The following is a 25,508-nucleotide window of genomic DNA, read 5'->3' as shown; positions in this document are numbered from 1 at the left end:
GTAGGCGGGCGTCAGCCCGCCATCCCGGCAACTCCCGGCGCGCCGCAGCCCGCCTTACGCCACGATGAAGAAACCCCGCACTGTCTTCCGCAAGCTCGACGGCATCCTGCTGCTCGACAAGCCGCAAGGGCTCAGCTCGAACCAGGCGCTGCAGCGGGTGCGCCATCTGTTCCGTGCCGAGAAGGCCGGCCACACCGGCAGCCTCGATCCGCTGGCCACCGGCTTGCTGCCGGTCTGCTTCGGCGAAGCGACCAAGATCGCCGGCCTCCTGCTGGGCTCGCGCAAGGCCTACGAAACCACCGCCGCGCTCGGCCTCACCACCGACAGCGACGACGCCGATGGGGCGCCGCTGCTGGAGCGCCCGGTGCCCGTCGATCTGGACGACGCACGCATCGAAGCCGCCCTGGCCCCGCTGCGAGGCGAAATCCGCCAGCGGGCGCCGATCTATTCCGCGCTGAAGCAGGGCGGCGAGCCGCTGTACGCAAAGGCGCGACGCGGCGAGGCCATCGAGGCCCCCGAGCGCGACGTCGTCGTCGACCGGCTCGAAGTCCTGGGCCGTGAAGGCGGCCGCATCCGCCTTCTGGTCGAGTGCGGCTCGGGCACCTACGTGCGCAGCCTCGTCCGCGATTTCGGCGAGACCCTGGGGTGCGGGGCCCATGTCGCGACTCTGCGGCGGCTCTGGGTCGACCCGTTCACGGCGCCGCGGATGTTCACCCTGGAGGAGCTGCTGGCCATCGCCGAAGGGCAGGGCGAAGCGGCCCTCGATGCCTGCCTGCTGCCGATCGAGGTCGGGCTGACGGGTTTCCCGCGCGTGCAGATCGACGCCACGCAGGCCCGGCGCCTGGGTCAGGGGCAACGGCTGCCTGTGGACGCGGCGGCCGCTGCCGAGTGCGTCGCGATCTACGACGAGACGGGGCGCGTCCTGGGACTGGGCGAGATCGATTCAGGCGGCGTCCTGCGGCCCAGTCGCTTGTTCACATGGACCACCGAGGCGGCGCTCCGCCAAGCGGACGCGTGATTCGCGTTTAACCGGGCGGAAAAGGGCCAAGCCCGTCGCAATCTGCGCCCTCCGCTGTTACAATCCGCGCGCTTTTCAAGCACTTGGAAAAGCTCCACATAACCAGCAAACGGCGGACCAGGCGGTGCGTCGGCAATGCTATTGCCGATTCGCGTTCTGCGGGCCCCGCATCTACAAGGCAAACAAATGTCCATCGACACCAGCAAGATCATCGAAGAACACAAGCGCGGCGCGGGCGATACCGGCTCCCCGGAAGTCCAGGTCGCCCTGCTCACCGCTCGCATCGAGCAGCTCACGGGCCACTTCAAGGTCCACAAGCAGGATCACCACAGCCGTCGTGGCCTGCTGCAGATGGTCAACCGCCGTCGCAGCCTGCTCGACTACCTCAAGCGCAAGGACAACGAGCGCTACAAGGCCCTGATCGAGAAGCTCGGTCTGCGCCGATAAGAGCTACCGAACCGCGGCGCAGCGATGCGCCGCGGTTTTTTTTCGGTGCAAGAACACCGGCTGCACACCGCAGCCACACCACGCCGGGCAGGGGCCCGCGTGGAACGAATCAGAAAACAGGAAATATCCAACGTGGCAAAAATCACCAAGACCTTCCAGTACGGCGCGCACACCGTGACCCTCGAAACGGGCGAAGTCGCCCGCCAGGCCAGCGGCGCCGTCCTCGTCAAGATGGACGAAACCGTCGTGCTGGTGACCGCGGTCGCCGCCAAGAGCGCGCGTGAAGGGCAGGACTTCTTCCCGCTCACCGTCGACTACCAGGAAAAGTTCTACGCCGGTGGCCGTATCCCGGGCGGCTTCTTCAAGCGCGAAGGCCGCGCCACGGAGAAGGAAACGCTGACCTCGCGCCTGATCGACCGCCCGATCCGTCCGCTGTTCCCCGAGGAATACAAGAACGAAGTCCAGATCATCGCGACCGTCATGTCGCTGAATCCGGAAGTCGACGGTGACATCCCGGCCCTGATCGGTGCCTCGGCCGCCCTCGCGCTGGCCGGCACTCCGTTCCAGGGCCCGATCGGCGCCGCCAAGGTCGGTTACAAGAACGGCCAGTACATCCTCAACCCGACCACCAGCGAGCTGGTCGATTCCGATCTCGAGCTCGTCGTCGCCGGTACCGCCAACGCCGTGCTGATGGTCGAATCCGAAGCGAAGATGCTGTCGGAAGACGTGATGCTCGGCGCCGTGATGTTCGGTCACCGCGAGATGCAGAAGGTCATCAACGCGATCAACGAGCTGACCGTCGAAGCCGGCACCAAGCCGTCGACCTGGGTCGGTCCGGAAAAGAACACCGCGATGATCGGCGCGCTGAAGGAAGCCGTGGGCACCCAGCTCGCGCAGGCCTTCCAGATCCGCGACAAGCTGCAGCGTCGCGACGCGATCTCCGCGATCAAGAAGGACGTGCTGAGTTCGCTCGCCGGCCGCGCCGAAGCCGACGGCTGGAACGCCGCCGACATGGCGAAGGAATTCGGTGAACTCGAATACCGCACCATGCGCGACTCGGTGCTCGACACCAAGATCCGCATCGACGGCCGCGATCTGACCACCGTTCGCCCGATCGCCTCGAAGGTCGGCGTGCTGCCGCGTACCCACGGCTCGGCGCTGTTCACCCGCGGCGAAACGCAGGCGATTGTCGTGGTCACCCTGGGCACCGCCCGTGACGGCCAGATCATCGATGCCGTCGGCGGCGAGTACAAAGAAAACTTCCTGTTCCATTACAACTTCCCGCCCTTCTCGGTCGGCGAAGCTGGCCGCATGATGGGTCCGAAGCGCCGCGAAATCGGCCACGGCCGCCTCGCCAAGCGCGGCGTGCTGGCGACGATGCCGTCGCTGGAGGCGTTCCCGTACACCATCCGCGTCGTCTCGGAAATCACCGAGTCGAACGGTTCTTCGTCGATGGCTTCGGTCTGCGGTTCCTCGCTCGCGCTGATGGACGCCGGCGTGCCGGTGAAGTCGCCGGTCGCGGGCATCGCGATGGGCCTGGTGAAGGAAGACGACCGCTTCGTGGTGCTGTCGGACATCCTGGGTGACGAAGATCACCTGGGCGACATGGACTTCAAGGTCGCCGGTACGAAGGAAGGCATCAGCGCCCTGCAGATGGACATCAAGATCCAGGGCATCACCGAAGAGATCATGAAGACGGCCCTCGCCCAGGCGAAGGAAGGCCGCCTGCATATCCTCGGCGAGATGGCCAATGCCATCACCACCCCGCGTAGCGAGCTGAGCGAGTGGGCGCCGCGTCTGCTGACGATGAAGATCCATCCGGACAAGATCCGCGAAGTGATCGGCAAGGGCGGTTCAACCATCCAGGCGATCACCAAGGAAACCGGCACGCAGATCGACATCCAGGACGACGGCACGATCGTCATCGCCTCGGTGAACGCTGCCGCTGCCGAAGCCGCCAAGGCGCGCATCGAGCAGATCACCTCGGACGTCGAGCCGGGCCGCATCTACGAAGGCAAGGTCGCCAAGATCATGGACTTCGGTGCGTTCGTCACGATCCTGCCGGGCAAGGACGGTCTGGTGCACGTTTCGCAGATCTCCAACGAGCGCGTCGAGAAGGTTTCCGACAAGCTCAAGGAAGGCGACGTGGTCAAGGTCAAGGTGCTGGAAGTCGACAAGCAGGGCCGCATCCGCCTGTCGATGAAGGCCGTGGACGAAGGCGAGGGCGTGCCGGCGGCGTAAGCTGCGGCAGCTGTTGCCAGTGTCAAGGAAAAGCGGGCTTCGGCCCGCTTTTTCGTTTCTGGCTTTTGCCTTTGCTCGTCATCCCTTAGCTTTTGCTCGTCTCCGCCTTAGCTTTTGCTCGTCATCCCCGCGAAGGCGGGGATCCAGGGACTTTGCTTTTGTTTCCGCTGGTTTTGAAGAGCGGCCGGCTTCGGTAGGACGCGCTACCCGACGGGACGGGGGTGCTCCGCCCCTCCGGACGGCATCCCTGCCTTTAGTCGGGGCCGCGGACCATCCTGGTCCGCTCTCCGCACCCCCATCCCGCCGGGCAGCGCTTACCGCGAGCGTGCAGATCGCCGCTTCGGCCACACGCTCTACTTGCTCCTTCTTCTCCCCGTTCGCGGGGAGAAGATGCCCGAAGGGCAGATGAGGGGGAGCGAGCGCAGCGAGTTGCTTTCGCTTTTTTCCCAACGCGCCCGAGATGTATGGGAGGGCAGGCGGTGCCGGTGGGCAGGCGCGACTGTCGGCGGCATGGATGCCGCCGAGAAGCCTCCATGGACGGATTCACGGCGTGTCGCGACTGCCCACCGGCGCCGCCTGCCCGTGCCGGGATAGGGACGTCACATTCCCCTCACCCTGCGTAGCTAGCGCGACGCTGTCCCTCTCCCCGCAGGCGGGGCGAGGGAAGGACCACCTGTGCCGATGCGGTCCAAGCGTCAACAGCCCCGCCAAAATCACTGTCGGGATGGCACCATAGGCAGCATGAGCGAAGCCCCCGTCCTCGATCTGGCGACCCTGCGTCGAGGCTGTGCGCACTGCTCGCTGCAGCAGCTGTGCCTGCCCGCCGGGATCAGCCCGCAGGAACTGCAACAGCTCGACGATATTGTCCGGCGCCGGCGCCCGGTCGATCGCGGTGAGCGCCTGTATCGCCCCGGCGATCCGCTGAACGCCGTGTACGTCGCGCGCGACGGCGCCTTCAAGACCGTCAGCATCAGCGAAGAAGGCGAAGAACAGGTCGTCGGCTTCCATCTGCCGGGCGAATTGATCGGACTCGATGCCCTCGGTGCGGGCGTGCATCGCTGCGAAGCGGTCGCCCTGACCACCGCGAACGTCTGCGAAGTCCCGTTCGAACAACTCTCGTTCGTTGCCTCGCAGCTGCCCAGCCTGCAGCAGCAGCTGCTGCGCATCATCGGCCAGAGCGTAGGACGCGACCAGGACCACCTGGGCATCCTCGTGCGCCGCCAGGCCGGCGAGCGCATCGCCTTGTTCCTGCATGGACTGTCCGAGCGCTACCGCAACATCGGCCAGTCGTCGACCGCGTTCAAGCTGCCGATGAGCCGCGAGGACATCGCCCACTATCTGGGCCTGGCGCTGGAAACCGTCAGCCGCGGCTTCACCAAGTTGCAGGAAGACGGCGTGATCGACGTCGTCGGCCGCCGCGTCGAAATCCGCAATCCGGACGAACTCAACCGCCTCGCGCACAGCGCCGAGCACGAAGAGCCGCGCCGGCGCGGCCGCGCCTGACGTCCTTCAAACCGGAAGCGAGCGGCAACCCAACGCCGCCAGCACACCGTGTATCGCGGGCGCCTGCATCAGCAGCGGCGCCGCAAGCGTGAGCACGCCCGCCAGCATCACCACCGCGCCCATGGCCTTGCGCCAGCCACCGCGTTGCAGGCGCTGTCCCAGACGCGCACCGGCCCAGGTCAACGGCAACATCACCGGCAGCGTGCCCAGGCCGAATACGGCCATCGTCAACGCGCCCTCCGCCGCACTCGCCTGCAACCAGGCCGCGGCGAGCAGGGTGGTGCTGAGCCCGCACGGCATCCAGCCCCACAACAGCCCGAGTGCGACACGCCTGGCCGGTGTATTGGCCGGCAACAGCCGCCGCTGCAGCGGCCGCAGCCATTGCCACACACGACGGCCTGGCGCAGCGAGGAACGCGAGGCGGCCTTGCCCGTCCAGCAGCCGCAAGGCAACGACGATCAGCACCAGGCCCACCGTCGCGCGCAGCGCCAGCGCCAGTTCCGGCATGCGTGCGACATCGAGCACGCCATGGCCGATGCCGCCGACGAGCGCGCCGGCCAGCGTGTAGCCGCCGACGCGGCCGAGGTTGGGCTGCAGCGCGACCCACCAGCCGCCGCGCTGCTGCACCGACAGGCCGGTGGCGATGCCGCCGCACATCGCCGCGCAGTGCGCGCCGCCGAGCAGGCCGCTGAGCAGTGCGCCGGCGATGACGAGCCCGTCAATCGGCATCGCGCTGCTCCTGCGTTTGCGGTGCAGGGATGGGTTCGTCGTTCGCGAGGATGTCGAGCGCCGGCGTATCCAGGTCGTCGAACTGCCCGCGCTTTACCGCCCACACGAACGCGCCGATCGCCAACACCAGCAGCATCAGGCTCAACGGAATCAGCAGCAGGAGGATGTTCATGCGGACACCTCGCGCGAAGCCGTTGCCGCAGGCGCAGCGATCCGGGCTAAGCGCAGCGCGTTGAGCGTGACCACCAGCGAGGACAGAGTCATGCCCAGCGCGGCCAGCCAGGGCGTGACCAGTCCTGCCGCGGCCAGCGGCAGTGCCAGCAGGTTGTAGCCGAGCGCCCAGGCGAAGTTCTGCCGCACGATCCGGCGCGTGCGCTGCGCCAAGGCGATCGCGGCGGGAATGCGTTGCAGCGACGGCGATGTCAGCACCAGATCGGCCGCGCGCTGCGCCAACGCCGCGCCTTCGCCGATCGCGATCGACACGTCTGCACCCGCGAGCACGGGCGCGTCGTTGAGTCCGTCGCCGACCATCGCGACGCGACGCCCCTGACGTTGCAGGTCGCGAACGAACGCCAGCTTGTCTTCGGGCGTCTGCCGCGCGCGGGCGTCGTCGATCGGCAGCTCGGCGGCGAAGCGGCGCACCGCGTCGCCTGCATCGCCGCTGGACAGGTGCAGGCCGATGCCGATCTCGCGCAGCGAATGCAACGCGGCGGGCGCATCGCCGCGCGCGCGTTCGTGGATTTCGAAGAAGGCATGGGCGAAATGGCCATCGCCCAGCCAGATCGCACCGTCGTCCTCGCCGACGCAGGCGAAGCCGGCGGTGCCCAGGCGCCAGCGCCGGTCGCCGATGCGGCCTTCGATGCCCTGGCCCGGATGCGCGATCACTTCGTCGGCGACGACGTCGACGCCTGTTCCCCGGACCGCATCGGCGAATGCGTGCGCCAGCGGGTGGCCGCTGTCGCGCTCCAGCGCCCTGGCGATGCCGAGCGCCTCTTGTGTCGGCATGCCGTCGAAGGTTTCCACGCGCCGCAATTGCGGCCGACCGTCGCTGAGCGTGCCGGTCTTGTCGAAGACGATGTCATCGATGCGCGCCAGCCGATCCAGCGCGTCGGCGCGCAGGGGCAGCACGCCCAGCTTGGCCAGTGCGCCGTTCGCTGCGGCTAATGCGGCCGGCACCGAGAGCGAGAGCGCGCACGGACAGCTGATCACCAGCAGCGCGAGCGCGACTTCGAACGCGCGCGCCGGGTCATGCATACGCCAGGCGAAGAAGGTGAGGGTCGCCGTGGCGAGCAAGGCGAGCACGAACCCTCCCGCGATCCGGTCGGCGGCGACGGCGAGCGGTGGCCGGTGCGCCTGCGCCTGTTCGACCAGGTGCGCGAGTTGCGACAGGCGCGTTCCCGCGCCCGTAGCGGTGATGCGGATGCGCGCCGGGCGTTCGCGACAGACCGTGCCGGCGAATACGTTCGCACCGGTGGTCTTGTGCACCGCGTGCGATTCGCCGGTCAGCAATGCTTCCTCGAAGCTGGCCTGGGTGTCGAGCAGCACGCCGTCGGCCGGCACGCCTTCGCCCACCGCGATGCAGGCGACGTCGTCCACCGCGAGTGCGGCCAGCGGCACGTGTTCGCGCGTGCCGTCGGCGCGTTCGCGCGTGGCGAAGGCAGGGCGTGCGCGCGCCAGCGCATCGACTTGCGCCGTGGCCACGCTACGCGCGCGCTGTTCGAGCATGCGCGCGGCCAGCAGCAGGAACACGAACATCACCGCCGCGTCGTACCAGACCTGCGGCCCGCCACGCACGGTTTCCACCATGCTGGCGAAGTAGGCCAGCAGCGTGGATGTCGCAATCAGCGTATCCATCCCCAAGCGGCGATGGCGCAGCTCGTTCGCGCAGCCGGCGAGGAAGGGCCAGCCGGCGTAGAACACCACCGGTGTGGACACGAGGAACGCGACCCAGCGCAGGAAGTCGCGCATCGCCAACGACATCGTGCCTTGAGTATCCAGGTACAGCGCCTCGGCGAACATCATCGCCTGCATCGCGCCCAGGCCCGCCACGCCGAGCCGCAGCAGCCAGCGATTGCGCTCCGCGCGGCGCGCGCGCTCCGCAGTGTCGCCGGCGGCCAGATAGGGGCGATAGCCGAGCGCGCGCAGGCGCCGTAGCGGCAACGAGAGCGCGGTGCGCGCCGGGTCCCAGGCGATGCGGATGCGGCCGGTCACTGCATTCGCAGTGACTTCGAGCACGCCCGGCTCGCGGGTGAGCGCGCGGTCGATCAGCCAGGCGCAGGCTGCGCAGCGCATGCCGTCGGTGAGCAGAGTGAGTTCGCGTCCACCCGGTATGGCGCGCGCGTGCTCGGCGAGGACTTCCTCGCGATCCCACAAGGCCAGATCGTCGGCGTCGTCCGCCGTCGCGCGCGCGGCGGGCGAACTGCGCAAGCGGTAGTAGTCGTCCAGGCGGGCGTCGCGAATCCATTGCGCCGCGGCGGCGCACCCGTCGCAGCAGAACGCGCGGTCCGCGCCGTCCACGCGCAGGCGCGCGGGCGCGGCGGGCAGCGATTCGCCGCAATGAAAGCATGTGCCGGCGGCCGTCGCGTTGGCAGACGCAGATTCCAGCACGACGGACGACGCGATCACGGGATCAGTCCTCTCCCAGCGCCGGATGCAGCCAGGTGGCCTGCTGCTTGGCGTTCCAGCGGCCTTGCAGGCGCCAGGCGCCATCGCTCGGGCCGAGCTGCACGTTCCAGTCGTGCGACAGGTCGATGTCCGCGTCGGCGCGCCAGCCGGTCTTCGAAGGCGTAAGGCGCACTTCGCGGTCGAGCTGCGCGCGCGCGGGATGATGCAGCGACAGGAGCAAGGGCGCGGCGCGATCGAAGCCGCCGGCCACCGGCAATACTTCGATCGCGCCCTTGCCGGTGCGCACGATGGCGCTCAGGCCCAACTGGCGCGCACGCGCATCCGCACCCACGTCCGCCACCTGTACCTGCGCGGTGCGCTGCACGCGGTCGGCGACGACGTCGTTGTTCCCGGATGAACGCGATGCGACCACCAGCAAGGCGATCGTAGCGACGACCGCGGCCGCGGGAATCGCCGCGACCAGCCACACCAAGGGTTCGCGCCACGCACTGCGTGGTTCCGTGCCGCGTACGCGGTTGTCGAGGGTCATCATGGCGTCGGTCCGAAGAAGCTGCTTTCCACCTGCTTGCGCACGCTGCCGTCGCGCGCGGCGACCTCGAAGTGCACCTCGTGCCGGCCGCGCGCATCGCGTGGACCGATCACCGTGAACGGCACCGAGGCCACATCGCCCGCCGCCACCGTCACCACGGGTTGGCCGCGCAGACGCAGCGCCTCGTCTTCGTCCCCGTCCTCGGCACGCAGGGCGATGCCATATTGCTGCACGCGTTCGGTCTTGTTCACCAGCTTGAGCGTGTAGCCGTTCTCGATGCCGTCGGCGGTCTCGCGGTACAGCGCATTGCGGTCGCGCAGGATTTCGGCGATCAGCGGCGTCCGCGTGGCCACGCCCCAGGCGAAGGCCGCGAGCAGGGCCAGCAGCAGGCCGCCATAGATGAAGACGCGCGGCCGCAGCACTCGCGTCTTGCGTCCGTCCAGCGCGTTCTGCGTGGTATAGCGGATCAGGCCCTGGGCGAAGCCCATCTTCTCCATCACTTCGTCGCAGGCGTCGACGCAGGCGCCGCAGGCGATGCACTCGTACTGCAGGCCGTTGCGGATATCGATGCCGACCGGGCAGACCTGCACGCAGATCGTGCAGTCGATGCAGTCGCCCAATTGCTCGGGAGTGAACTTGGGCAGCGGTTCGGCTTCGACGCCGGCAGCGAAGGTGATCGTGCCCTGCGCCTGCAGACGCGCATCGGCCGCACTGGGATGGCGGCTGGCGCGGAAGACGTAGTCGTAGGCGAGGGCCTTTTCCAGCAGGCCGCGACCGCGTTGCAGGACGTCGCCCAGTCCGCGCTTGCGCGGGCCGCGCGGTTCGCCGCGCATCGGGTCGTAGGCGATCAGCAGCGTATTGCGGTCGAACATCGCGCTCTGGAAGCGCGCATAGGGGCACATGTACTTGCACACCTGCTCACGCAGGAAGCCCGCATTGCCCCAGGTAGCGAGCGAATAGAACAGGATCCAGAACGCTTCCCAGCCGCCCAGAGCAAATGGCAGCCGCGCGCCCAGATCGGTGATTGGTGTGAAGAAGCCGACGAAGGTGAAACCGGTCCACAGCGCGAAGATCACCCACAGCAGATGCTTCGCACCCTTGCGCAACAGCTTCCGCACGCTCCATGGCGCGGCGTCGAGCTTGATGCGCGCATTGCGGTCGCCTTCGGTCCAGCGCTCCATCCACAGGAAGGTCTCGGTCCACACCGTCTGCGGACAGGCATAGCCGCACCACAGCCGCCCGGCGAGTGCGGTGAAGAAGAACAACGACACGCCGGCGATCACCAGCAACAGCGCCAGCAGCGGAAAATCCTGCGGCCAGAAGGTCAGTCCGAACACGTGGAACTTGCGCGCCGGCAGGTCGAACAGCACCGCCTGCCGTCCGTCCCAGCGCAGCCACGGGAACACATAGAACATCCCCAGCAGCCAGGCCACGGCGGCCTTGCGCAAGCGATCGAAGCGGCCGCTCACGTCGCGCGGATAGACCTTGCGCTCGCTGACGTAGAACGACCCCTCGGTGTCGGCCAGGGCGATGTCGATGGACTTGTTCAACTACGCAGTACCTTTGCCGCTTACCGCAATGCCCGGTTGAAACGGCTCGACGGCCGCAGCAACCACCAGGTGAAGAGGCTCGACGAAGCCGTGGCGAGCCAGAACATGAAGAATCCCGCCGTGTAGCCCAGCTCGCGCGTGATCGGCAGCGACGGGAAGGTCATGTCGCGCAAGGCGAGCGGGTCGACGAAGGCGAAGAACACCATCGTCGCCACGCCCGCGGCGAAGAAGCTCGGCCACGCGATCGCGCCGATGCGCTGCGCGAGCGGGCGGGGCGGGTGATCGAAGCCGGGCAGCGGCGTGCTCATGCGTCGCCTACTGCGCGGCCCGGCCCGCCTGCGCGGTGCCCTTGCGCTGCGGGTTCGACAGCGACCACACGTACGCCGCCGCCAATCGGGCGCGGGTTTCGCCCAGCAGCTCGCGATGCGCGGGCATCGAACCGTGGCGGCCCTTGGCGATGGTCTGGTGCAGCACTTCGTTGCTGCTGCCGTAGAGCCAGTAGTCGTCGGTGAGATCGGGCGCGCCCATCGCCTGGTTGCCCTTGCCGTCGACACCATGGCAGGCGACGCAGATGCCTTCGTACAGCTTCTTGCCCTGCGCGGCCATGTAGTCGTTCTGCAACGACTGGCCCGGTCTGCCCAGCGCGCGCACATAGGCGACGACGTAATCGACCGCGTTCTCGCCGCCCATGCCGGTCAGCACCGTGCCCCATTCGGGCATGACGCCTTCGCGGCCGTCGAGGACGGTTTCCAGCACGCGTTCGGGCGAACCGCCCCAATGCCAGATGTCGTCGGTGAGGTTCGGATAGCCGACCGCACCCTGCGCGGACGAACCGTGGCAGGTCGCGCAGGTGTTGTTGAAGATCGAGCGGCCGAGCTTGAGCGCTTCCGGATCCGCCGCCAGCACGTTGATCGGCTGGTTCTTGAACGGAGCGAAGGTGCCTTCCAGCGTCGCGTCGTCCGCGGCCTTGCGATCGGCGTGTTCCTGCTGTGACGACCAGCGGCCGTAGCCGGCGAAATTGCCCAGGCCCGGGAACCAGATCAGATAGCCGATGCTGAAGACGATGGTGATCCAGAACAGGTTGATCCACCACCTCGGCAGCGGCTTGTTGTATTCGGTGAGATCGCCGTCCCACACGTGGCTGGTGTCTTCGGGCTTGGGATCGCCCGGACGGCGCTTGGCCGTCCACCACAGTAGCCACGCACAACCGCCGATGTTGAGCACGATCAGGGCGATGACGTACCACGACCAGCCGCTGCTCATCGTTCGTTCTCCACGTTGCCGTCATCCAGCGGCAGTTGCGCCGCTTCCTCGAAATCGCGGCGGCGGCGCGGGCTCCAGGCCCACGCCCAGCCGCCGAGGAACACCACCAGGAGGGTGGCCGTGACTATTCCGGAAATCATGGTTCAGCCTCCCCGCGGTGCATGCTTGCCGAGGCCCTGCAGATAGGCGACCACGGCATCGAGTTCGGTCTTGCCGGCGACATCGTCCGGCGCCTTGCGGATCTCCGCGTCGGTGTACGGATCGCCCAGCGTCTTCAACGCGCGCATGTGGTCGGCGATCTGCTGGCCGTCGACCTCGTTCTTCTCCAGCCAGGGGAAGCTGGGCATGTTCGATTCGGGCACCACGTCGCGCGGATTGTGCAAATGCACGCGGTGCCAGTCGTCGGAATAGCGTCCGCCTACGCGCGCCAGGTCCGGGCCGGTGCGCTTGGAGCCCCACTGGAACGGACGGTCGTAGACCGATTCGCCCGCCAGCGAGTAGTGGCCGTAGCGCTCGGTCTCGAAGCGCAGCGTGCGCACCATCTGCGAGTGGCAGTTGTAGCAACCTTCGCGCACGTACACGTCGCGTCCGGCGAGCTGCAGGGCGGGGTAGGGCTTTACGCCCGGCAGCGGCTTGATCGTCTCGGCCTGATGCATCAGCGGGACGATCTCGGCGAGGCCGCCGAAGGAAACGACGATCGCGATCAGCACGGCCATCAGGCCGACGTTCTTCTCGATCTTCTCGTGCGGGTTGGGGGTGTGTTTGTCGCTCATGTCCGGTCCTCAGGCACGCGCTTCGTTCATGTCGGGGACGAGCACCGGCTGCGGTGCGCGGTCTTTCGCCATCGCGAAGGTCTTCCAGGTGTTCACCGCCATCAGGACCATGCCCGCCAGCACCAGCAGGCCGCCGCCGAAGCGCGCGAGGTAGTAGGGATAGGTGGCGTTGAGTGCTTCGACGAAGCTGTAGGTCAGCGTCCCGTCGGCGTTGGTCGCGCGCCACATCAGGCCCTGCATCACGCCCGCGATCCACATCGACGCGATGTAGAGCAGCACGCCGAGCGTATGCACCCAGAAGTGCAGGTCGATCCACTTGGTCGAATACATCGACGTCTGGCCCAGCAGACGCGGCATCAGCGCGTAGAGGGAACCGATCGAGATCATCGCCACCCAGCCCAGCGCGCCGGCGTGTACGTGACCTATGGTCCAGTCGGTGTAGTGCGACAGCGAGTTGACCGTCTTGATCGACATCATCGGCCCCTCGAAGGTGGCGATCATGTAGAAGCTGATCGCGACGATGAGGAACTTCATGATCGGATCGGTGCGCAGCTTGTGCCACACGCCCGAGAGCGTGAGGATGCCGTTCAGCGCGCCGCCCCACGACGGCGCCAGCAGGATCAGCGAGAACACCATGCCCACCGACTGCGCCCAGTCGGGCAGGGCGGTGTACTGCAGGTGATGCGGGCCGGCCCACATGTACACCGCGATCAGTGCCCAGAAGTGCACGATCGACAAGCGGTACGAGTAGACGGGGCGCTCGGCCTGCTTGGGCACGAAGTAGTACATCATCCCGAGGAAGCCCGCGGTCAGGAAGAAGCCGACCGCGTTATGGCCGTACCACCACTGCACCATCGCATCGACCGCGCCGGTGTAGGCCGAGTACGACTTGGTCAGGCCCGCCGGCATCGCGATGTTGTTGACGATGTGCAGCAGCGCGACGGCGAGGATGAAGGCGCCGTAGAACCAGTTGGCCACGTAGATGTGCTTGACCCGGCGCTTGGCGATCGTGCCGAAGAACAACACCGCATAGGCGACCCACACGACCGCGATCAGCAGGTCGATCGGCCATTCCAGTTCGGCGTATTCCTTGCCCTGGGTCAGGCCCATGGGCAGGGTAATCGCCGCGGCCACGATCACCGCCTGCCAGCCCCAGAAGACGAATGCGGCCAGCCGATCGGACAACAGCCGCACATGGCAGGTGCGCTGGACGATGTGCAGCGAGGTGGCGAACAGCGCGCTGCCGCCGAAGGCGAAGATCACCGCATTGGTGTGCAGCGGGCGCAGGCGGCCGTAGCTGAGCCACGGGATGCCTTCGCCGATCGTGGGCCAGTACAGCTGCGCCGCGATCAGCACGCCGACGGCCATGCCGACGATGCCCCAGATCACGGTCGCGACCGAGAACTGCAGCACCACCTTGTCGTTGTAATAACCTTCGCGCGGTAGCGGCGGCGCGCCCCGGTTCAGGAGGACCGTCGCATCGCCGACCAGCGGTTGCGCGGCTTCGTTCGCAGTCATGGAAAGTTCCCGTCGGAGTAACAGGAGACATTTTCTTGACCCGACCTCCGGGCGACTTGATCCGGATCAAGTCGCCCCGAATTCGGCAGAGCGAGCATTGGAACCCCGGAGGGCCCGCCTCAGAGGAGTGCCGCGATGGACCTGCTGGTACGAGCATCCCGATACCCCGACTGGGATCCCGGCGTCGTCTTCGCCACGCGCCTGGCCGGTCAATTGCGGACGGGGCTCACCGCCCTGCACATCGTCGAGGGCGGCATTCCGCCCGTGTGGGAATACGACGCCGGCCTGCTGTTCGCCGAGTACGTCGCCGCCATCGACGAGCAGACCCGCGCGGCGCGGGCGGTAGCGCCCGCGTTCGAGGCCTGGGCCGGCTCGGTGGGCGCGGTGTCGCCGCAGTGGCTGGTGACGCAGGGCCATGTCGCCGACGCGCTGCGCTACACCTGCAACTGGCACGACTTGCTGGTGCTCGCGCGGGATCGCGAAGACCCCTGGGCCAGCCCGGCAGCTCTGGCATCGATCGTCCTCAGCGTGGGCCAGCCCTGCCTGGTGGTGCCGGCGGGGCAGGAAGAGTTGCGGCTGGATTGCATTGCCGTGGCCTGGAACGACTCGATCGAGGCGATCCGCGCGCTGCACGGCGCCCTGCCGCTGCTGCGCCGCGCGCAACGGATCGTGCTCCTGGTCGGCAAGCGCAGGGACGTGCTGCCGCCGGTGCCCGCGCCCGAGTTCGCGCTGGAAGCCTGGTGCCGGCGCCACGATCTCGCGGTCGAATTCGAGCTGCTGGACGAGAATGCCGACACCGGCGCGCCGATCCACGAAGCCGCGCGCGCCGCCTATGCCGATCTGCTGGTGATGGGCGCTTACGGCCGTTCGCGTTTTTCCGAACGCGTGCTCGGCGGCGTCACCCGTTACATGCTGCAGCAGGACGATCTGCCGCTGTTGTTGCGGCATTAGGCGTTAGCCGTCCATCGATTGCGCGAGGCCGCCCGCTGGACGAAGCTGGCGGCATGGTGGATGTCGACTTGCTCAAGGGTCTGGCGGTCGCGCTCGGCGTGGGCCTGCTGGTCGGAATCGAACGCGAGCGCCGCAAGGGCGAAGGCCCTTCCGCCGGCCCGGCCGGCGTGCGCACCTTCGCGCTGATCGGGCTGTCCGGCGCGGTTGCGGCCTTGCTGGGCGGCGTCGGTATCGCGGTCGCGGGAGCCTTTACCGCATTGGCCGCGCTGCTTAGCTATCGCCTCAGCCGCGCGCGCGATCCGGGCCTGACCACCGAAGTCGCGATGCTGGTGGTGTTCCTGCTCGGCGTGCTGGCGATGCGGCAGACCGGGCTCGCTGCGGGGCTCGGCGTCGCCGTGACCTTGCTGTTGTCGGCCAAGTCGCGCGTGCACCGCTTCGTCCGCACCGTGCTGACCGAAGAGGAATTGCACGACGCGCTGTTGCTGGCGGCTGCGGCCGCGATCGTGCTGCCCTTGCTGCCGGATCGCGCGCTCGATCCGTGGGGCGTGCTCAATCTGCACAAGCTGTGGCTGCTGGCGGTGCTCATCATGGCGATCAATGCCGCCGGCCATGTCGCGTTGCGCGCGTTCGGCGCCCGCGTCGGCCTGCTGCTGGCGGGACTCGCCGGCGGTTTCGCTTCCAGCACCGCGACCATCGCCAGCATGGGCGTGCGTGCGCGAGAGAATCCGAAGCTGGCGATGGCGTGCGCCGGCGCGGGCGTGGTGTCGAACGTGAGCACGGTGGTGCAGCTTGCGGTGATCTCCGGCGCGCTGTCGCCGAAGTTGCTGCAAGCCTTGTGGCCGCCGATCGTGGCGGCCGGCGCGGTGATTGTGGTGTTCGCACTGGGGGCCGCCTGGGCTTCGCGCGGGGTGAAGGCGCACGGCAGCGAATTGGCGGGCCGGGCCTTCGAGCCGAAGCAGGCGCTGTTGTTCGTCGCGATCGTCGCGGCGGTGATGTTGCTGTCGGCGGCGATGCTCGCCTGGCTGGGCGATGCGGCGCTGGAATGGACGCTGGCGGCGTCGGGCATCGCCGATGTGCATGCGGCCACGGCCTCGGCCGCGCAATTGGTGGCGGTGGGGCGTATCGGAACGGAGATCGCCGTGCCTGCGATCGCGCTGGCGTTCGCGGCCAATTCGGCGATGAAAGTGGTGATGGCGGCGCTGACCGGCGGTCGTGCTTACGCGCTGCGGTTGCTGCCGGGGATTTTGGGGATGGTGGTGGCGTTTGGGGTGGTGGCTTGGGTGGTGTAGGCGAAGGCAACAGCAAGAGCGCCCCTCATCCGGCGCTGCGCGCCACCTTCTCCCCGCTAGCGCGGGGAGAAGGAAGAGTCGCCCCTCGCCCCGCTTGCGGGGAGAGGGACAGCTTCGCATAGCGAAGCAGGGTGAGGGGACGTGCCGAAGGAAGCAGGGTGAGGGGACGTGCCGAAGCCTACTTCGTCACCACCAACTTCCCCTTCATCAACGCCGCATGCCCCGGGAACGAGCAGAAGAACGTGTAATCCCCACCCGCCTTGAGCTTGCTACCCGCAAACGACGTCTTGGTACTCGCGCCGCCGCCGACCACCGATGTCGCTGCGATCACCTTCGCATCGCCTTTGGCGACATAACCGGAAGCCGCACCTGCCTTCATCCCGGCGGCCGTGATTGCGTTCATGTCGGCGGTCTGGCTGATGACGACGTTATGGCCCATCACCTGCGCGGCCATCTTGCCGATGTGGGTGAGCTCGATGGTGATCTTCGGGCACGACGCGGACACCGTCGCGGTCTTCAGATCGAATTGCATCGCATCGTTGCCCTTGAGCTTGATCGTGCAGTTGGGCGCGGCCTGTGCGAACGCCGAAGCGCCCAGCAGGGCCAGACCGAGAAAGAGAGTGGAAGCGTGTTTCATGGCATCGATCTCTGATTGGTGTCGTGGTTGGAGGAAGTCCCGCCACCGCCGTCGCGATTGTCGGAGGCCCGGCTTGTTCGACGACGGTAGCGGGCGATGGGTTACGGCGACGTGGCCTTGCGCACGGCCGCCAGGAAGTCGGGGTCCGGGCGGCTGCCAACCTGCTCGGTGCGGGCGAGAATGCGGCCATCCGCATCGAGCAGGATCAGCGCGCTGGTGTGGTTGAAGTTGCCGTCGGCGAGTTGCCGGTAGCGGATGCCGAGCACACCGGCGACGGCGCGCACGTCGCCGGCCGGCGGCGATGCGAGCGTCCAGCGCTGCGTGTCGAGCTGGCGCTTGTCGACGATGTACTGCAAGGCCTTCGGCGTGTCGTGCGTGGGATCCATGCTGATCAGCAGGATGCCCAGACGCGCGCGCTGCGCGGGCGTGAGACTGCGGTCGACGGCCTTGCCCGAATCCACGATCAGCGGGCAGATGTACTGGCACGAGGTGTAGAACATCGAGACCACCTGCGGCTGTCCGCGGCGCAGGCGCCAGTCGCGCGCCTGGCCGGACTGGTCGGTGAGCACCAGCGGCAGTTGATAGACCGAGTCGCGCGGAAGCGGCGCGGCTTTCGCTGCGGTGTCTGCGGCCAGCACGGCCGCGCTCAGCAGCGTCAGCGCGGTGCCGGCCAGGACGGCGAACAACAGAGCGCGGAATTTTTTCATCGTGCGCTCCTCGCGCAACGGAAGCCAAGGTTGGCGGTGGCGTCGCTGCCTTCCAGGGAAGACAGCATCGCCACGCGCATGAGTACGGCGTAGTTCTCACGGTCGTCCATCGACAGCGCGCCGGCGCCGCAGAACTTCGCCTTGTCGGTGTCGCCCTGGTTGCGGTTGTCGGCGGACACCAGCAGCGACGAGTAGTCGTCGGTCCATTCCCACACCAGGCCGTGCAGGTCCTGCACGCCGTAGGCATTGGGCGCCTGCAGTCCGGCGCGCGGCAGCGCGCTCTGCGACGGGCGCGAATACCAAGAAAGGATGCGTTCGCGCCACGCCGGATCCTGGCGCGCGTCGCGGCGGGTTTCGTCCGCGGCGGCGGCGTATTCCCATTCGCTCCACGTCGGCAGCCGCGCGCCCTGCGCCTGGCAATACGCATCCGCGGCGAACCAGCTGACCCACGTCACCGGCTGCTCCGGCAGCGCCTTCGGCCCGAGCGTCGTCGCGTCCCGCCAGTGCGAGAGATAGCGCGGCTCGGCGAATACGCCGGCGACGCGGTCGCGTCGCCATTGCGGATTGCGTTTGACGAACGCCAGGAACTGCGCGTTCGTCACCGGTGTGGTCATCAGCGCGAAGGGCGCGACACGCACGTTCGCGCCCTTGCGGTCTTCGTACTTGAGCACCGTGCGGAAGCTGCCGCCCGGCAGCGTGACGTAACCACCCGCCATGCCGGCCGCGAGGCCGGCCAGGGGCAGCACGCACAGCAGCAGGGCGGCGAGCCGGCGCATCGCTCAGTGCTCCGCCGCGGCGTTGGCGCCGCCGCCGGCCTTGCGCGCGGCGGCCACTTCGGCCTTGTCGATGCGTCCGCCCGGGTTGCCCCAGCTGTTGAGCACGTAGGTGCCGAGGTTGGCGACCTCGTCGTCGGTCAGCTGGTTCATCGGCGGCATCACCGAGTTGTACTGCTCGCCGTTGACGGTGACCGGGCCACTCAGGCCGTGCAGCATGATCTCGACGATGCGCTTGGGGTTGTCCTTGATCACGCTCGACTTCGCCAGCGGCGGGAACACACCCTTGAGTCCTTCGCCGTTGGCCTGGTGACAGGTCGAGCAGGTGCCGGCGAACAGCGCCTGGCCGGCCTTGACCTGATCTTCCTGGGTCAGCGCGCCGGTCTTGGCCGCCTGCGCCGCTTCGGTCACCGCGGTCAGGTTGGGCGCCGCGCGTCCGCCGGTGTACATCGCGTCGACTTCCTTGCCCGAGTAGATGTCCTTACGGTCGGGCCCCTCGGCCTTGAGCATCGCCAGCGCGCCCTTGTTGAAGGCGCGGAAGATCGAGTGGTCGACCAGGATGTAGGTGCCCGGTACTTCGATGTGGAAGTCCATGATCGCCGCGCCGCCCGACGGGATCAGCGTGGTCTGCACGTTCTCCTGGAAGCGCGTGCCGCCTTCGAACCAGACCTTGTCGAAGATCTCGCCGATCACGTGGAAGCTCGACACCAGGTTCGGGCCGCCGTTGCCGACGAACAGGCGCACGGTCTCGCCGGTCTTGGCCTTGAGGGCGTTGTCGCCGGTGAGCGCGCCTTCCTTGCCGTTGAACAGCACGTAGGTCGGATGCTCTTCGATGGCCTTCTCCATATCGAACGGCTGGTGGCCCTTCTCGTGGTACTTGCCGGTCGTGTAGAAGTCGCCCTGCATCACGTAGTACTCGCGGTCGACCTTGGGCAGGCCTCCCGGCGGCTCGACCAGGATCAGGCCGTACATGCCGTTGGCCACGTGCATGCCCACCGGCGCGGTGGCGCAGTGGTAGACGTACAGGCCGGCGTTGAGCGCCTTGAAGGTGAAGCGGCTGACATGGCCGGGCGCGGTGAAGCTCGACGCCGCGCCGCCACCCGGGCCGGTGACGCCATGCAGGTCGATGTTGTGGGGCATCTTGCTGTCGGGCATGTTGCGCAGGTGGAACTGCACGGTGTCGCCCTGGCGCACGCGGATGAAGCTGCCCGGCACTGTGCCGCCGAAGGTCCAGAAGGTGTAGCTCACGCCTTCGGAGATCGGCAGCTCCTTCTCGACCACATCCAGTTCGACGACGACCTTCGCGGGATGATCGCGATTGACCGGCGGCGGCACGTTCGGCGGGCTGGTCAGTACCGCGGTGATGGGCTCGCCCTGTGGCGGTCCGAAGTCGCCGCCTCGTGAGCCTCCGCTGTCGACGGCGGCCTCCTGTTGCTTCTGCTCGGGGGCGCCGTCTTTCGAACGGTCGCAACCGCCCAGCACGAGCGCGGAAACCGCGGCGGCCAGGATCACTGCAGATATCCGTGTCTTCATTTGCCGGCTCCTGTCGGTCAGAACGGAACGTTCATGGTGGCGGAAGCGTGCGCGGTGTTGGCCTGGACGGCCACCACCTGTTTGGATGCTCCGGCCAGTTTGGGATCGGCGGCGCTGGCGAGCAGCGCGACGACAGCGATCGCCGCGGTGAGAACCGCGACGTAGTGGAAGGCATACCGGGTCAGGTGTTTCACTGCCTTGCTCCTGGTTTTCGAGGCTGGGAAAGGCTTGCGGGTTCTGCGATGGCGGCAGTCTGCGCCGCCGCTTCTTCCGTGCGCCTGATCTGGGTCAAATGGCGGCACCCCCTATTCACGATCCGACCGGCAGCTTGACCTGCGTCAACCTGCGCGGCCCGAAGCGGAGCCAGCGCACTGAAGTACTACCGAGCCGTGCAATGCCGAGACATCTTCCCAATGGGAATTCGCACGATCACTCGGATAGCGCGGCACCATGCGCAACCGCATGGCGGACGCAACTTGATCCCTGTCACCCGCAGGACGTGTTGAATGGTGCAAGCTGCGCGTTCTTCTAGCGGCGCTCCTATGTCAAGACCTTCCTCTTTCGATAAGCAACAACTCCTCGAATGCGCGCACGGCGCGCTCTTCGGCCCGGATAACGCCCGCCTGCCGGCGCCGCCGATGCTGATGTTCGACCGCATCACTCGTGTGGACGAAAGCAGCGGCGGCTACGGCAAGGGTCAGCTGGTGGCTGAACTCGACATCCGTCCGGACCTGTGGTTCTTCGCGTGCCACTTCGAGGGCGATCCGGTGATGCCCGGTTGCCTGGGCCTCGACGCGATGTGGCAGCTCGCCGGTTTCTATCTGCCGTGGCTCGGCGAAAGCGGCCGCGGCCGCGCGCTGGGCGTGGGCGAAGTGAAGTTCACCGGGCAGGTGCTGCCCAGCGCCAAGGCCGTGCGCTACGAAATCGACGTGAAGCGCGTCCTGCGCGGCAAGCTGCGTCTGGTGATCGCCGATGGCCGCACCTTCGTCGACGACCGGCTGATCTACGAGGCGAAAGATCTGCGCGTGGGGCTGTTCCAGTCGACGGAGGGCTTCTGATGACTGCGGCTGCAAGACGCGTCGTAGTCACCGGCATGGGGATCGTGTCGCCGCTGGGCAACGATGCCGCGAGTGTCGCGAGTGCTTTGCGTGAAGGCCGCAGCGGCCTGCGCGCGATGCCCGAGTACGCCACGCTCGGCCTACGCAGCCAGGTGGCCGGGGTGTGCGACATCGACCTGGAAGCGCAGATCGATCGCAAGCTGATGCGCTTCATGGGCGGCGCGGCCGCGTACGCCTATGTCGCCATGCGCGACGCGATCGCCGATGCGGGCCTTGCGGAAGAGACGGTGCGCGATGCACGCACCGGCGTGATCGCCGGGTCCGGCGGCGCCTCGCCGCATTGGCAGATCGAAACCGGCGACCTGCTGCGTACCAAGGGCGTACGCCGCGTGGGCCCGTACATGGTGCCGCGCACGATGGGATCGACGGTGTCGGCCAATCTCGCTACTGCCTTCGGCATCCGCGGCGTGAGTTATTCGCTCTCGGCAGCCTGCGCGACGTCCGCACACTGCATCGGCGCGGCCGCCGATCTGATCCGCCACGGTGCGCAGGACATCGTCTTCGCCGGTGGCGGCGAAGAACTGCACTGGGGCATGACCTGCCAGTTCGATGCGATGGGCGCGTTGTCCACGCATTTCAACGAGACGCCGGAACGCGCCTCGCGGCCTTACGACGCGGCGCGCGACGGCTTCGTCATCGGTTCCGGCGGCGGCATGCTGGTGCTGGAGGATTACGCGCACGCGAAGGCGCGCGGCGCACGCATCCATGCCGAACTGGTGGGCTACGGCGTGACCTCCGACGGCGCCGACATGGTCGCGCCGAGCGGCGAAGGCGCGGTGCGCTGCATGCGCGCGGCGATGGCGGGACTGGACGGGCAGGGGATCGGTCGCATCGACTACCTCAACACCCACGGCACCTCCACGCCGGTGGGCGACATCGTCGAGCTCGAAGCCGTGCGCGCCGCATTCGGCGACGACATGCCGCCGTTGTCCTCGACCAAGGCACTGACCGGCCATTCGCTCGGCGCCGCCAGCGTGCACGAAGCGATCTACAGCCTGCTCATGCTCCAGGGCGGATTCGTGGCGGCGTCGGCGAACATCGAGTCGCTCGATCCGCGCGCGGAGGCATACCCGGTGCTGCGCGAAACGCGCGAGACAACGCTGCGGACGGTGATGTCGAACAGCTTCGGTTTTGGCGGTACGAACGGGGCGCTGGCGTTTCGCAGTCTCTGATCGGCCCTCGCGCGTCTCCGCGCGCGCCGGCTCAAGCGCGCGCGAACGGGGAGTTGCCGGTCTGGATGCAGGTTTCCAGGCGCACGCGTGCGGCGGTCGGATCGATGCCGCGCGCCTGCAGCCAGTCGCGGTCGAAGAGCGTGCGGTCGTAACGCTCACCGCGATCGCACAGTAGGCTGACGATGCTGCCGCGTTCGCCACGCGCGCGCATCGTTGCGGCCAGGTGCAGGCAGGCGACCAGGTTCGTACCGGACGATCCGCCGTAGCGCCGTCCGAACAGGGACTCCAACAGCCACGCGCCCGCGATGGAGTCCACATCGGGGACTTCGGCTACAGCGTCGACGACTTCGAACAGAAACCCGGGCTCGACGCGCGGCCGGCCGATGCCTTCGATCAGTGTCGGCCGGCTTGCCACCGCGTTGCGGTCGCGCGATTGCCAGCCACGCGCGAATCCGCTGCCCGTAGGTTCGGCGACGCAGAGCCGCGTCCGCAATCCGCGATAGCGCAGGTAACGGCCGATCGTTGCAGAGGTACCGCCGGTGCCGGCGCCGCAGACGACCCAGGCCGGCTCCGGTTCGGGTTCCAGCGCCATCTGCTGCAGGATCGATTCGGCGATGTTGTTGTTGCCGCGCCAGTCGGTGGCGCGTTCGGCCAGGCCGAACTGGTCGAGGTGGCATGCGCCGCGCGAGGCGTGCCAGGCCGCGCGCACATGTACGTCGGCGGGGTCGTCGACGAGATCGCAGGTACCGCCGAGCGCCTCGACATCGGCGATCTTGCCCGGCGCGGTGCAGGCGGGCATCACCGCGGTGAACTTCAGGCCCAGCAGGCGCGCGAACCAGGCTTCGGAAATAGCCGTGCTGCCCGAGGAGGCGTCGACGACCGGCTGGTTTTCGTGCAGGCGTCCGTTGCACAGCGCGTACAGGAAGAGCGACCGCGCGAGCCGATGCTTGAGGCTGCCGGTGGGATGCGCGGCTTCGTCCTTGAAGTAGAAGCCGATGCCGGCGAAGCCGGGGAAATCCAGCCGCAGCAGATGCGTGTCGGCCGAGCGCACGGCTTCCTGGCGCAGCGTGGCCAGTGCGGCGAGCGTCCATTCGCGGCTGACGTGGCCGGCGTCCGGCGCGGTGTGCAGGAGCAGGGACATCTCAAGCCGCCAGTGCGCGCACGAGACCAGCCAAGTAGTCGAAGTAGCGGTCGACGTAACTGATGCCGTTCTCGCGATCGAACAGGTAAGGATTCATCAAGGTATGGCGCAGGATCACCAGCCGGTCCTCGTCCGCATCGAAGCTGGCCGGGTCGAGCTGCAGTTGCGCGAGGATGCGATCGCGTTCGTCCGCGGCCAGCGCATCGGGCCGCAGCGTCGTCATCGAACCGAAGAACTCCTTCACCTGCAGCGGCCGTTGCGGATCGCAGCGCAGCGCCTCGTGCAGGCGTCGCACGAACGCGTTGGCGTCGCGCGCCTGCGTGTTGCCTGCAGGGTTGAGCGCCAGGCATACCAGGTTGCTGTCCGGGGCGAAGGGCACGCAGGCATGCACGCTGCCGGCGTGCGCCTGGGCGAACTCGCGCGCGCGCATGGCGAAGGCTTCGGCGGCGAGCACCGTCTGCCGCGGCAGCTGGCCGAAGTGCGCGTGATCCAGCGGCAGCACGCGATGGGTGACATACACCGCCGCGGCGGCCGCGCCGGATTTGGAACCTTCCGGAATGAACTGCCCGAGCCGGCGATAGCGCCGCAGATAGTCTTCCTCGCCACCCGCGCCGTCGAACACGTAGTCGGCTTCCTCCGACAGCAGCGCCATCGCGCGGTGATCGCGACACACGAACGCACCTGCGCCGTAGGGCAGGTAACCGAGCTTGTGCGGATCGACCGTGACCGAATCGGTATCGCCCAATGCGGCGAAGGCCGCGTGCACTTCGGGCGTGGGAAAGCGCGCGTAGTGCATGCGCATTTCCTCGAGCGGGCGCAGCGTACCGTCGGCATTGCGGAACAGCGTGGCCAGGTAGCCGCCCCAGGCCGCGTCGACGTGCACGCCGAAGCCCAGGCCGCGTGCCTGCATCGCTTCGCGCGCGGCCACCGCGCGGTGCACCGGATCGACGGTGCCGTATTCGGTCGTGCCCAGCACCGCCACCACCATCAGCACCGGCGTGCGCTCGCGCGCGCACCGTGCCAGCGCGGCGTCGAGCGCATCCGCATCCATGCGCATGCCGTGCTCGGGCAACAGCTGCAGCTGATCGCGGCCCAGGCCGAGCAGCTTCAGGCCTTTGCTCCACGAGTAGTGCGCGGTCAGCGGCGCGAGCACGCGCGGCGGCTGCAGTGCCGGATGGCGTGCGAAGAATCCCGCAAGCCCGAGGCTTTCCACACGCTGCGCCTGCACGCGCGCCCGCCATTCGCGGCGGGCGCCCGCTGCCTGCGCCGCCAGCCAGCGCTGCCACTGTTCGAACAGGACGATGCCGCGCTTGGGGCCCAGATTGAAGGCTTCCCAGTCGTCCACCGGCAACGCCAAGTCCGGCACGTTCGCGGCGCGCAGCGCGACCGGGAACGCCTTCAATGCCAGCGCCAGGCGCAACGCCTGGTAGTTGGCGAGCGTACCGCCGGAGGTGAGATGACCGAAGGCGCAATCCGCGCGCGCGGTGTCGTCGGGATAGCCGAGCATGCGCGCCAGCTGCAGGCCCGCGCGCACTTCCATCTCGACGGTGACGGGTGCGGCGTCTTCGCTGACGTTGTTGGGGTTATAGGGCAGGGTGAGCAACTGCGCGGCGAGTCCCGGCAGCAGCAGGTCCGAGGCCATGTGCCCGATGTAGCGCGGGCTGTGGAACGGCACCGATTTCTTCAGCGCGGCCGACAGCGCGTGCAACTCGCGCCGCATGCGCGCCTCGAAGGCCTGATAGCCCGGCCGCTGCGCCGCATGCGTGGGAATGGCCGGCGGATCTTCGGGATGGAAGTTGCGCCGCCAGTAGACGTGGTCGCGCAGGAATTCGACCGCGAGCTTTTCCAGCAGCGCGTCGTTCTCGCCATAGGGGCCGAGGAAGCACGCGTCGAGCGCATCTCGGTCCAGCGTGTCGGCCGGTGGCATGGCCGCAAGCGGGGGTGTGGAGTGGGGCAGGTTCATGGCGGGCTCGTCGCGCGTGCTCGGAAAA

The 25,508-nt window shown here is 67.9% G+C and carries 25 protein-coding genes; 8 read left to right on the top strand and 17 right to left on the bottom strand.

Annotated elements, in window-relative coordinates; genetic code table 11:
* Positions 1 to 64 precede the first annotated feature (64 nt).
* The 4 genes from truB to fnr all read left to right on the top strand — a co-directional run bounded on the left by truB (position 65) and on the right by fnr (position 5,209).
* The gene (gene truB / locus ACYVJ8_RS07510; protein WP_460710792.1) at positions 65 to 1,018 is read left to right on the top strand and encodes a tRNA pseudouridine(55) synthase TruB; all 954 of its coding nucleotides are present in this window, start codon (positions 65 to 67) and stop codon (positions 1,016 to 1,018) included.
* 186 nt (positions 1,019 to 1,204) lie between these two features.
* Entirely contained in the window at positions 1,205 to 1,465 is a 261-nt protein-coding gene (gene rpsO, locus ACYVJ8_RS07505; protein ID WP_386752217.1) for a 30S ribosomal protein S15, read from the top strand.
* A 132-nt stretch (positions 1,466 to 1,597) separates the two neighbouring features.
* Positions 1,598 to 3,706: a polyribonucleotide nucleotidyltransferase gene (gene pnp / locus ACYVJ8_RS07500; protein ID WP_460710790.1), complete on the top strand. Its 2,109-nt coding sequence runs from the start codon at positions 1,598 to 1,600 to the stop codon at positions 3,704 to 3,706.
* Between the two features lie 741 nt (positions 3,707 to 4,447).
* A complete protein-coding gene (gene fnr / locus ACYVJ8_RS07495) occupies positions 4,448 to 5,209 on the top strand; it encodes a fumarate/nitrate reduction transcriptional regulator Fnr (RefSeq protein ID WP_460710788.1) in 762 nt (253 codons plus the stop codon).
* A gap of 6 nt (positions 5,210 to 5,215) precedes the next feature.
* On the opposite strand, the gene ACYVJ8_RS07490 is transcribed toward fnr, so the two are convergent.
* From ACYVJ8_RS07490 to ccoN, 10 genes are read right to left on the bottom strand one after another with little or no spacing between them, the layout of a single operon-like run.
* On the bottom strand, positions 5,216 to 5,938 hold the full coding sequence (locus ACYVJ8_RS07490) for a sulfite exporter TauE/SafE family protein (protein WP_460710786.1): 723 nt from the start codon (positions 5,936 to 5,938) through the stop codon (positions 5,216 to 5,218).
* The gene (ccoS, locus tag ACYVJ8_RS07485; protein WP_460710784.1) at positions 5,928 to 6,110 is read right to left on the bottom strand and encodes a cbb3-type cytochrome oxidase assembly protein CcoS; all 183 of its coding nucleotides are present in this window, start codon (positions 6,108 to 6,110) and stop codon (positions 5,928 to 5,930) included. Before ccoS ends, ACYVJ8_RS07490 begins: the two co-directional genes overlap by 11 nt.
* A complete protein-coding gene (locus ACYVJ8_RS07480; RefSeq protein WP_460710782.1) occupies positions 6,107 to 8,563 on the bottom strand; it encodes a heavy metal translocating P-type ATPase in 2,457 nt (818 codons plus the stop codon). Before ACYVJ8_RS07480 ends, ccoS begins: the two co-directional genes overlap by 4 nt.
* A gap of 4 nt (positions 8,564 to 8,567) precedes the next feature.
* Entirely contained in the window at positions 8,568 to 9,095 is a 528-nt protein-coding gene (locus ACYVJ8_RS07475) for a FixH family protein (RefSeq protein ID WP_460710780.1), read from the bottom strand.
* Positions 9,092 to 10,642 (bottom strand): 4Fe-4S dicluster domain-containing protein, encoded by a 1,551-nt coding sequence (locus ACYVJ8_RS07470; protein ID WP_460710778.1) that lies wholly within the window; start codon positions 10,640 to 10,642, stop codon positions 9,092 to 9,094. The genes ACYVJ8_RS07475 and ACYVJ8_RS07470 overlap by 4 nt, the downstream gene beginning before the upstream one ends.
* 20 nt (positions 10,643 to 10,662) lie before the next feature.
* Positions 10,663 to 10,950, bottom strand: a complete 288-nt coding sequence (locus tag ACYVJ8_RS07465) for a hypothetical protein (RefSeq protein ID WP_460710776.1) — start codon at positions 10,948 to 10,950, stop codon at positions 10,663 to 10,665.
* 7 nt (positions 10,951 to 10,957) lie between these two features.
* The gene (ccoP, locus tag ACYVJ8_RS07460) at positions 10,958 to 11,905 is read right to left on the bottom strand and encodes a cytochrome-c oxidase, cbb3-type subunit III (RefSeq protein ID WP_460710774.1); all 948 of its coding nucleotides are present in this window, start codon (positions 11,903 to 11,905) and stop codon (positions 10,958 to 10,960) included.
* The gene (locus tag ACYVJ8_RS07455; RefSeq protein ID WP_460710772.1) at positions 11,902 to 12,045 is read right to left on the bottom strand and encodes a cbb3-type cytochrome oxidase subunit 3; all 144 of its coding nucleotides are present in this window, start codon (positions 12,043 to 12,045) and stop codon (positions 11,902 to 11,904) included. The genes ccoP and ACYVJ8_RS07455 overlap by 4 nt, the downstream gene beginning before the upstream one ends.
* 3 nt (positions 12,046 to 12,048) lie before the next feature.
* Complete coding sequence (gene ccoO / locus ACYVJ8_RS07450) at positions 12,049 to 12,678, bottom strand: cytochrome-c oxidase, cbb3-type subunit II (protein WP_460710770.1); 630 nt, start codon at positions 12,676 to 12,678, stop codon at positions 12,049 to 12,051.
* A 9-nt stretch (positions 12,679 to 12,687) separates the two neighbouring features.
* Positions 12,688 to 14,196 (bottom strand): cytochrome-c oxidase, cbb3-type subunit I, encoded by a 1,509-nt coding sequence (ccoN, locus tag ACYVJ8_RS07445; RefSeq protein ID WP_460710768.1) that lies wholly within the window; start codon positions 14,194 to 14,196, stop codon positions 12,688 to 12,690.
* 135 nt (positions 14,197 to 14,331) lie between these two features.
* Here ccoN and ACYVJ8_RS07440 point away from each other — a divergent pair, with 135 nt between their 5' ends.
* Both ACYVJ8_RS07440 and ACYVJ8_RS07435 read left to right on the top strand, forming a co-directional pair.
* Positions 14,332 to 15,147, top strand: a complete 816-nt coding sequence (locus ACYVJ8_RS07440; RefSeq protein ID WP_460710766.1) for a universal stress protein — start codon at positions 14,332 to 14,334, stop codon at positions 15,145 to 15,147.
* A 53-nt stretch (positions 15,148 to 15,200) separates the two neighbouring features.
* Complete coding sequence (locus ACYVJ8_RS07435) at positions 15,201 to 16,436, top strand: MgtC/SapB family protein (RefSeq protein WP_460710765.1); 1,236 nt, start codon at positions 15,201 to 15,203, stop codon at positions 16,434 to 16,436.
* 178 nt (positions 16,437 to 16,614) lie between these two features.
* Here ACYVJ8_RS07435 and azu read toward each other — a convergent pair whose 3' ends face one another.
* The 5 genes from azu to ACYVJ8_RS07410 all read right to left on the bottom strand — a co-directional run bounded on the left by azu (position 16,615) and on the right by ACYVJ8_RS07410 (position 20,280).
* A complete protein-coding gene (gene azu, locus ACYVJ8_RS07430; protein WP_460710763.1) occupies positions 16,615 to 17,073 on the bottom strand; it encodes an azurin in 459 nt (152 codons plus the stop codon).
* A gap of 101 nt (positions 17,074 to 17,174) precedes the next feature.
* Positions 17,175 to 17,780 carry an SCO family protein gene (locus ACYVJ8_RS07425; protein ID WP_460710761.1) on the bottom strand — a complete coding sequence of 202 codons (606 nt, stop codon included), beginning with the start codon at positions 17,778 to 17,780 and terminating at the stop codon, positions 17,175 to 17,177.
* Complete coding sequence (locus ACYVJ8_RS07420; protein ID WP_460710759.1) at positions 17,777 to 18,556, bottom strand: formylglycine-generating enzyme family protein; 780 nt, start codon at positions 18,554 to 18,556, stop codon at positions 17,777 to 17,779. Before ACYVJ8_RS07420 ends, ACYVJ8_RS07425 begins: the two co-directional genes overlap by 4 nt.
* A gap of 3 nt (positions 18,557 to 18,559) precedes the next feature.
* The gene (gene nirK / locus ACYVJ8_RS07415) at positions 18,560 to 20,086 is read right to left on the bottom strand and encodes a copper-containing nitrite reductase (protein ID WP_460710757.1); all 1,527 of its coding nucleotides are present in this window, start codon (positions 20,084 to 20,086) and stop codon (positions 18,560 to 18,562) included.
* Positions 20,087 to 20,103: 17 nt separating this feature from the next.
* Complete coding sequence (locus ACYVJ8_RS07410) at positions 20,104 to 20,280, bottom strand: hypothetical protein (protein ID WP_460710756.1); 177 nt, start codon at positions 20,278 to 20,280, stop codon at positions 20,104 to 20,106.
* 348 nt (positions 20,281 to 20,628) lie between these two features.
* Here ACYVJ8_RS07410 and fabA point away from each other — a divergent pair, with 348 nt between their 5' ends.
* Both fabA and fabB read left to right on the top strand, forming a co-directional pair.
* A complete protein-coding gene (gene fabA, locus ACYVJ8_RS07405) occupies positions 20,629 to 21,144 on the top strand; it encodes a bifunctional 3-hydroxydecanoyl-ACP dehydratase/trans-2-decenoyl-ACP isomerase (RefSeq protein WP_460710754.1) in 516 nt (171 codons plus the stop codon).
* Complete coding sequence (gene fabB / locus ACYVJ8_RS07400) at positions 21,144 to 22,376, top strand: beta-ketoacyl-ACP synthase I (RefSeq protein WP_460710752.1); 1,233 nt, start codon at positions 21,144 to 21,146, stop codon at positions 22,374 to 22,376. The genes fabA and fabB overlap by 1 nt, the downstream gene beginning before the upstream one ends.
* Before the next feature lie 31 nt (positions 22,377 to 22,407).
* On the opposite strand, the gene ACYVJ8_RS07395 is transcribed toward fabB, so the two are convergent.
* Together ACYVJ8_RS07395 and ACYVJ8_RS07390 are read right to left on the bottom strand one after the other, a co-directional pair.
* The gene (locus ACYVJ8_RS07395; protein ID WP_460710750.1) at positions 22,408 to 23,517 is read right to left on the bottom strand and encodes a PLP-dependent cysteine synthase family protein; all 1,110 of its coding nucleotides are present in this window, start codon (positions 23,515 to 23,517) and stop codon (positions 22,408 to 22,410) included.
* A gap of 1 nt (position 23,518) precedes the next feature.
* Positions 23,519 to 25,480: a pyridoxal phosphate-dependent decarboxylase family protein gene (locus tag ACYVJ8_RS07390; protein ID WP_460710748.1), complete on the bottom strand. Its 1,962-nt coding sequence runs from the start codon at positions 25,478 to 25,480 to the stop codon at positions 23,519 to 23,521.
* Positions 25,481 to 25,508: the final 28 nt, after the last annotated feature.

It is taken from the genome of Lysobacter terrae, from assembly GCF_054782215.1.
This window is presented reverse-complemented; position numbering and strand designations above follow the sequence as displayed.

What these genes read in the sequence shown, in the direction of transcription:
- truB (WP_460710792.1), top strand. Translation starts at nt 65, where the DNA reads ATGAAGAAACCCCGCACTGTCTTCCGCAAGCTCGACGGCATCCTGCTG.
- rpsO (WP_386752217.1), top strand. Translation starts at nt 1,205, where the DNA reads ATGTCCATCGACACCAGCAAGATCATCGAAGAACACAAGCGCGGCGCG.
- fnr (WP_460710788.1), top strand. Translation starts at nt 4,448, where the DNA reads ATGAGCGAAGCCCCCGTCCTCGATCTGGCGACCCTGCGTCGAGGCTGT.
- ACYVJ8_RS07490 (WP_460710786.1), bottom strand. Translation starts at nt 5,938, where the DNA reads ATGCCGATTGACGGGCTCGTCATCGCCGGCGCACTGCTCAGCGGCCTG.
- ccoS (WP_460710784.1), bottom strand. Translation starts at nt 6,110, where the DNA reads ATGAACATCCTCCTGCTGCTGATTCCGTTGAGCCTGATGCTGCTGGTG.
- ACYVJ8_RS07475 (WP_460710780.1), bottom strand. Translation starts at nt 9,095, where the DNA reads ATGATGACCCTCGACAACCGCGTACGCGGCACGGAACCACGCAGTGCG.
- ACYVJ8_RS07465 (WP_460710776.1), bottom strand. Translation starts at nt 10,950, where the DNA reads ATGAGCACGCCGCTGCCCGGCTTCGATCACCCGCCCCGCCCGCTCGCG.
- ccoP (WP_460710774.1), bottom strand. Translation starts at nt 11,905, where the DNA reads ATGAGCAGCGGCTGGTCGTGGTACGTCATCGCCCTGATCGTGCTCAAC.
- ACYVJ8_RS07455 (WP_460710772.1), bottom strand. Translation starts at nt 12,045, where the DNA reads ATGATTTCCGGAATAGTCACGGCCACCCTCCTGGTGGTGTTCCTCGGC.
- ccoO (WP_460710770.1), bottom strand. Translation starts at nt 12,678, where the DNA reads ATGAGCGACAAACACACCCCCAACCCGCACGAGAAGATCGAGAAGAAC.
- ccoN (WP_460710768.1), bottom strand. Translation starts at nt 14,196, where the DNA reads ATGACTGCGAACGAAGCCGCGCAACCGCTGGTCGGCGATGCGACGGTC.
- ACYVJ8_RS07440 (WP_460710766.1), top strand. Translation starts at nt 14,332, where the DNA reads ATGGACCTGCTGGTACGAGCATCCCGATACCCCGACTGGGATCCCGGC.
- ACYVJ8_RS07435 (WP_460710765.1), top strand. Translation starts at nt 15,201, where the DNA reads ATGGTGGATGTCGACTTGCTCAAGGGTCTGGCGGTCGCGCTCGGCGTG.
- azu (WP_460710763.1), bottom strand. Translation starts at nt 17,073, where the DNA reads ATGAAACACGCTTCCACTCTCTTTCTCGGTCTGGCCCTGCTGGGCGCT.
- ACYVJ8_RS07425 (WP_460710761.1), bottom strand. Translation starts at nt 17,780, where the DNA reads ATGAAAAAATTCCGCGCTCTGTTGTTCGCCGTCCTGGCCGGCACCGCG.
- ACYVJ8_RS07420 (WP_460710759.1), bottom strand. Translation starts at nt 18,556, where the DNA reads ATGCGCCGGCTCGCCGCCCTGCTGCTGTGCGTGCTGCCCCTGGCCGGC.
- nirK (WP_460710757.1), bottom strand. Translation starts at nt 20,086, where the DNA reads ATGAAGACACGGATATCTGCAGTGATCCTGGCCGCCGCGGTTTCCGCG.
- fabA (WP_460710754.1), top strand. Translation starts at nt 20,629, where the DNA reads ATGTCAAGACCTTCCTCTTTCGATAAGCAACAACTCCTCGAATGCGCG.
- fabB (WP_460710752.1), top strand. Translation starts at nt 21,144, where the DNA reads ATGACTGCGGCTGCAAGACGCGTCGTAGTCACCGGCATGGGGATCGTG.
- ACYVJ8_RS07395 (WP_460710750.1), bottom strand. Translation starts at nt 23,517, where the DNA reads ATGTCCCTGCTCCTGCACACCGCGCCGGACGCCGGCCACGTCAGCCGC.
- ACYVJ8_RS07390 (WP_460710748.1), bottom strand. Translation starts at nt 25,480, where the DNA reads ATGAACCTGCCCCACTCCACACCCCCGCTTGCGGCCATGCCACCGGCC.